This window comes from Pseudomonas sp. BF-B-26 (assembly GCF_019956495.1).
Lineage (GTDB): Bacteria > Pseudomonadota > Gammaproteobacteria > Pseudomonadales > Pseudomonadaceae > Aquipseudomonas.
The window spans coordinates 1-5,437 of the sequence record NZ_JAHBDP010000029.1 but is presented as its reverse complement, the minus strand read 5'-3'; the positions used below and the strand labels follow the sequence as shown (position 1 = coordinate 5,437).

2 protein-coding genes are annotated in these 5,437 nt (G+C 60.5%); one reads left to right on the top strand and one right to left on the bottom strand.

The features are described from left to right. Positions 1-90: 90 nt before the first annotated feature. On the bottom strand, positions 91-786 hold the full coding sequence (locus KGB03_RS02325; RefSeq protein WP_223526200.1) for an HAD-IA family hydrolase: 696 nt from the start codon (positions 784-786) through the stop codon (positions 91-93). Positions 787-1,049: 263 nt separating this feature from the next. On the opposite strand from KGB03_RS02325, the gene KGB03_RS02320 reads away from it, so the two are divergent. Further along, the coding region (locus KGB03_RS02320; RefSeq protein WP_223526198.1) for an RHS repeat-associated core domain-containing protein at positions 1,050-5,437 on the top strand (4,388 nt) is incomplete at its 3' end.

The window sequence follows — 5,437 nt, the reverse complement described above, 5'->3', positions numbered from 1 at the left end:
GGCGTTGTGTCAGCCGACATTAATGTTGGCTGATACTCCCTCTTCGCGAGCAAGTCGAATCGTCGCACCGCCGCTCCCACACTTTCTGCATCAAGCCCATTCGAGCGCCGGCAAACCGCAAGCGCTTGGTTTGAACGCTTTCAGCGTACGAAGAATGCCGTCAGCGTGTGCGTATTTTTCGTCAGCCATCGCCGCATCCGGGATCGCAATCGCGGTCATTCCCGCCGCTTTCGCCGCCGTGACACCGAACGGCGAATCCTCGAACACCAGGCAATCCTCAGGCGCGACACCCAGGCGCCGCGCCGCCGTGAGGAAGATGTCCGGCGCCGGTTTAGCCGCGCCGACTTCCGGATCGTCAGCCGTCACGATGAAATCGAACAGCGCGAACCAATCGCGGTGCAAGGTGGTTTTCTGTCCGAACGACTGACGCGAAGAGCTGGTGCCCACCGCGATCGGAATGTTGTTGGCCTTCAAGTGCCGAACCAGCTCCTGAGCGCCAGGCATTGCCAGCGCCGTAGGAAAACGCTCGTGCATCAGCGGTTCGCGGATCACCAGGAACTCTTCGGCAGTAATCGGCAGGTCCAGCGCCTCGACCACATAACGCGCCAGATCACCCGCGCCACGACCGATGATGTTCTGCTTGACGCTCCAGTCGAAGACCCGACCGTAACGCGCGGCAATAATGGACGTGACTTCGGTGTAAATGCCCTCGGTATCCAGTAACAAGCCGTCCATATCAAAAATCACGGCCTTGATCGGGCCGAATTCATTCAGCGGTGCATTCATCGCATCTGATCCGTTTTCTAATGACATCCCAGAGGCGGCTCAGGTACGGCCGGGTCCGCGATCGATTAAAGGATTCAGCAGCATAGCGAGCGCGGCGGGCATAGGGCAACGGGCAATGCCTGATCGATAGTAAAACCTGCGCCGACGTGCTCTTCGTCATTTAGCGATTTCCCCTACACCAAACACTTACTTTCCCGACTTCTTTCCCCGCCGATCCCCCGCAAAGTCTCGCGCTCTGAATTGATCCGCGCGAGGGACTGCGAATGTTCATACCTGACAACCTCCTGGCCTTGAACAACACCATCGGGCTGCTGGTGGTCGCCGCCATGGACCCTGAGCAGCCGAATGTCGAAACGGTATTGAGTGATTTTCGACTGTGCCTGAACGACTACGACGCCTGGGCTGAAAGTTTCTGGACCGGCAAGGCCCTGGATGTCGAGCAAGTATTCAAGGTCGGCAACGAAGTCCGTCTAAGCGCGCCGAAGCATTCCACCACGCCAGTCAGCTCGACAGTCGCCGCGTGCCCGGCCAACGGTCCGTTGACCCTGGTGCATATGTTTGAGGCTGCGCGCTTCGTACCGATCGGCAATACGCCGGTGATGCTTGAACCTTTGCTTTCCGACGTGGCGGGTGAGCAGACGTTTGGCGAGCCGATCTACGACGAGATCGGCCCCAGCGGCATCCTGGAAATCTCCGATTGCCCGCGCGGCCAGCGTTATCGCATCACCTTCTTTCCCGATGTATCCGCTGATCACGTCAAAGCCCTTTATGCCTCCTATCAGGGCGTCATCAGCGAGCTGGAACGCTGGTTGCGCAACGAGTGGACGACCGAGTTCGAACCGGCGTGGGCAGGGTTCTCCCAGGCCGGTTTCATCAAGCGCTACGGCATGCTGCAACGGGCCGACTGGCGCGGCTTCGAGAACTCGCTGAACGGTTTGTGGGATGACGTGAAACAGATTTACGCCCTGATCGCTGACCTGCAGGCCAACAGCGAAAAACTCCTTGAATACCTGACCCGATCCGAGCTTGAAACGCTGCTGAATGCTTCGGCGGAGTCCATCGCCAACGTGTTGTTGATGCTGAGCGACGAGCCGTTGATGTTCATTCATCTTGCGGCGTTCACCAGCTGGCTGAGGATGCTGCCGCCGCAGTACATCGCCGAGGTCGTGGCGGAAATTCGTACGCAGATATTGATCAGTTTCCTGCTCATGTGCCTTACCGGTCCTGCGGGACTGGAGTTGCGCCTGAGTGAGAAGGTGCTGTCCAGGATCAAGTCCCCGCAGGCCCGGCAATGGCTGGCGGCCGCCAGTCTGCGATTGGCTGGGCTCACCGCCAAGTCCGACCTGACAGCCCACGCTGGCGTGCTCAAACCGCTGATGGTCAATGCCCGGAAGGCACCGATCAATCCTGCGCCCGCCGTGTCATTGCAAATCACCACAGGTGTTGCGCCGGTTCTGTCGGTGAAGAATCCGCTGGCCATTGCTCGCGACAAGTCTGAAGCCATGACCCGGATGGTCAGGCAGGAACATCGCGACGATGCCCCGGTTCAAGCGAAAAACCCCAACGGTGACAGCGCCGATTGCGGACCGTTGACCTGTACCCATGGCTGTCCGGTATCGATGGTCACGGGCGAGGAACTGCTGACCCTCACCGACGGTGCGCTGGACGGGATTTTGCCGTTCGACTTCACCCGGCTCTATCGCACCAGTGCCGCTGAAATCGATGACGGCCTCGGCTTCGGCTGGAGCCATTCGCTGTCTCATCGACTGGAAATCGATGGCGACACCGTCCTCTGGATCGACCACGAAAACCGTCGCACCACCTTCCCGTTGCCAACCAGCGAACGCCCGGCGATCCACAACAGCCTGTCGCGGGCGGCGATTTATCTGGGCGATGAACCCGAAGAACTGATCCTCGCCCTGGCTGGAGAAAAAGCGCGGTTTTTCCACTTTCGTGCAGGACGTCTGACAGCGATCAGCGATGCCTATGGCAATCGGCTGACGGTGCAGCGGGATACGTCTGACAGGATCAAACGCCTCGATAACGGCGCAGGGCGTTCCCTTCTGTTGCGCTATGACCGCCGGCACATGATCGCCGTCGAGTATCAGCGTTTTCAGCCGGCCGACACCCTGGAAGACGCCTGGCGTACTGAACAAACTCTGGTTGCCTACCGCTACGACGCTCGTCATCGCTTGATCGAAGCAACCAATGCCGCCGGCGAAAGCGAACGTTACGACTACGACGATCAGCACGTCATCCTGCAACGGCAGTTGGCCGGTGGGGCGAGTTTCTTCTGGGAGTGGGAACGGTCCGGCAAGGCGGCCCGATGCATCCGGCACTGGGCGTCGTTTGCGCAGATGGACGCGCGTTACGTCTGGGATGACGAGGGCAGTGTCACCGTTCAGAACATCGATGGCAGTGAAGAGGTTTACGTCCACGACGACCGCGCGCGGCTGGTGCGCAAGGTCGAGCTGGACGGCGGCGAGCACCTCAAGGCCTACGACGACAACGGTCGGTTGCTGGCCGAGCAGGATCCGCTCGGCGCCGTCACCGAATACCGTTACGACGAAGTCGGACGGGTTATCGCGCTGATTCCGCCGGAAGACGAGCCGACGGCCTACGAGTATCGCAACGGTTTCCTGCATGCGCGGTATCGCGGCCAAGCGGTGTGGAAATATCAACGCAACGCCCAGGGCGACGTCACCGAAGCGAGCGATCCTGACGGTCAGGTCACCCACTATCACTACGATGACAAAGGGCAACTGCTGTCGATCCGTTCCCCGGACACCAGTCGGCATGTGTTCGTCTGGAACGCCCTGGGGCAACTGCTCGAAGAAACCTTGCCGGACGGCGGTCAGCGGCGGTTTTCCTACGACGCGTTGGGGCGGCAGATTACCCGTCAGGACGAACACGGCGCCGTCACCCGGTACCAATGGGATGCCGTTGGCCGACTGATCCAGACCACGCTTCCTACCGGCGCCAGCCGCGCGTTCAGCTACAACGCCTACGGCAAGATCACCGCCGAGCGCGATGAACTGGGCCGCGTCACCCGCTACGAATACCTTGATGACCTGCACCTGGTCAGCCGCCGCCTCAATGCCGACGGTACTCAGCTGAGGTACCGCTACGACAACGCCCAGCTGTTACTCACGGAAATCGAAAACGAATCCGGCGAAAAATATCGCCTGGACTACACGCCCAACGGCTTGATCCGACAGGAAACCGGCTTCGACGGCCAACGCACGGCGTACACCTACGACCTCAATGGCCAGCTGCTGGAGAAAACCGAGTTCGGCGAGGACGGCTCGCAGCTGGTGACGGCGTATGAGCGGGACTCGGCCGGACGCCTGTTGGTCAAGACGCTGCCCGACGGCATCCAGGTTGAATACCGCTACGACAGCCTCGGCCGACTGATCGGCGTCGACGATGGCCACGACCATCCGCTGGAATTTGAGTACGACCAACAGGACCGCCTGATCACCGAGCATCAGGGTTGGGGCACGTTGCGTTATGGCTATGACGCCTGCGGTCAACTCAACCATCTGCGCCTGCCGGACGGCAGCAAACTCGATTACCACCACGCCAAGGGCGGCGCGCTGACGGCGATCGACCTCAACGGCGCGCGACTGACATCGCATACGTTCTTCGCCGGGCGCGAACTAAATCGCCAACAAGGCCTGTTGCTCAGTGATTATCAGTATGACGACCAGGGCCGCCTGAAAGCCCACGCTGTCAGCCAACACCTCCAACCGCTGTATCGCCGCGACTATGCCTACAGCGCCAACGACAATCTCGACAGCATCGCCGACACCCGTCACGGCCAACGCAATTACCAATACGACCCGCTCAACCGCCTGATCCGCGTCCGTCATTCCCGCGATCAACAACCGGAAAGCTTCGCCCACGACCCGGCGGGCAACCTGCTGATGCAGGATCGTCCAGGCCCGACCACCGTCAAAGGCAACCGCCTGCTGATGCAAGGCGACCGCCACTACGACTACGACGCCTTCGGCAACCTGATCCGCGAGCGCCGCGGCACCGGGCAAAAACTCGTCACCGAATACCGCTACGACTGCCAACATCGGCTGATCGGCGCCACCCTGCCCAATGGCAGCCACGCGACCTACCGCTACGACGCCTTCGGCCGCCGCATCAGCAAAACCGTCGACGGCAAAACTACCGAGTTCTTCTGGCAAGGCGACCATCTCGTCGCCGAAAGCAGCCGCGAACACTACCGCAGCTACGTCTACGAACCCGGCAGCTTCCGCCCATTGGCCATGCTCGACGGCAAAGGCCCGCGCAAGGCTTGCCCGTTTTACTACCAACTCGATCACCTGGGTACGCCGCAAGAACTCACCGACTACAGCGGCGACATCATCTGGGCTGCCCGATACACAGCCTATGGCCGCCTGACTCGCCTCAACCGCGACACCCATCAGGTGCTTGATCAACCATTGAGGTTTCAGGGGCAGTACTTCGATGCGGAGACTGGCCTGCATTACAACCGGCATCGCTACTACAATCCGGATGTTGGACGGTATCTGACACCGGATCCGAGCAAGTTGGCGGGCGGGTTAAACGGGTATCAGTACACGCGAAACCCTGCGGGGTGGGTTGATCCGCTGGGGTTGAGTGAGTGTCCGGGTGGGGA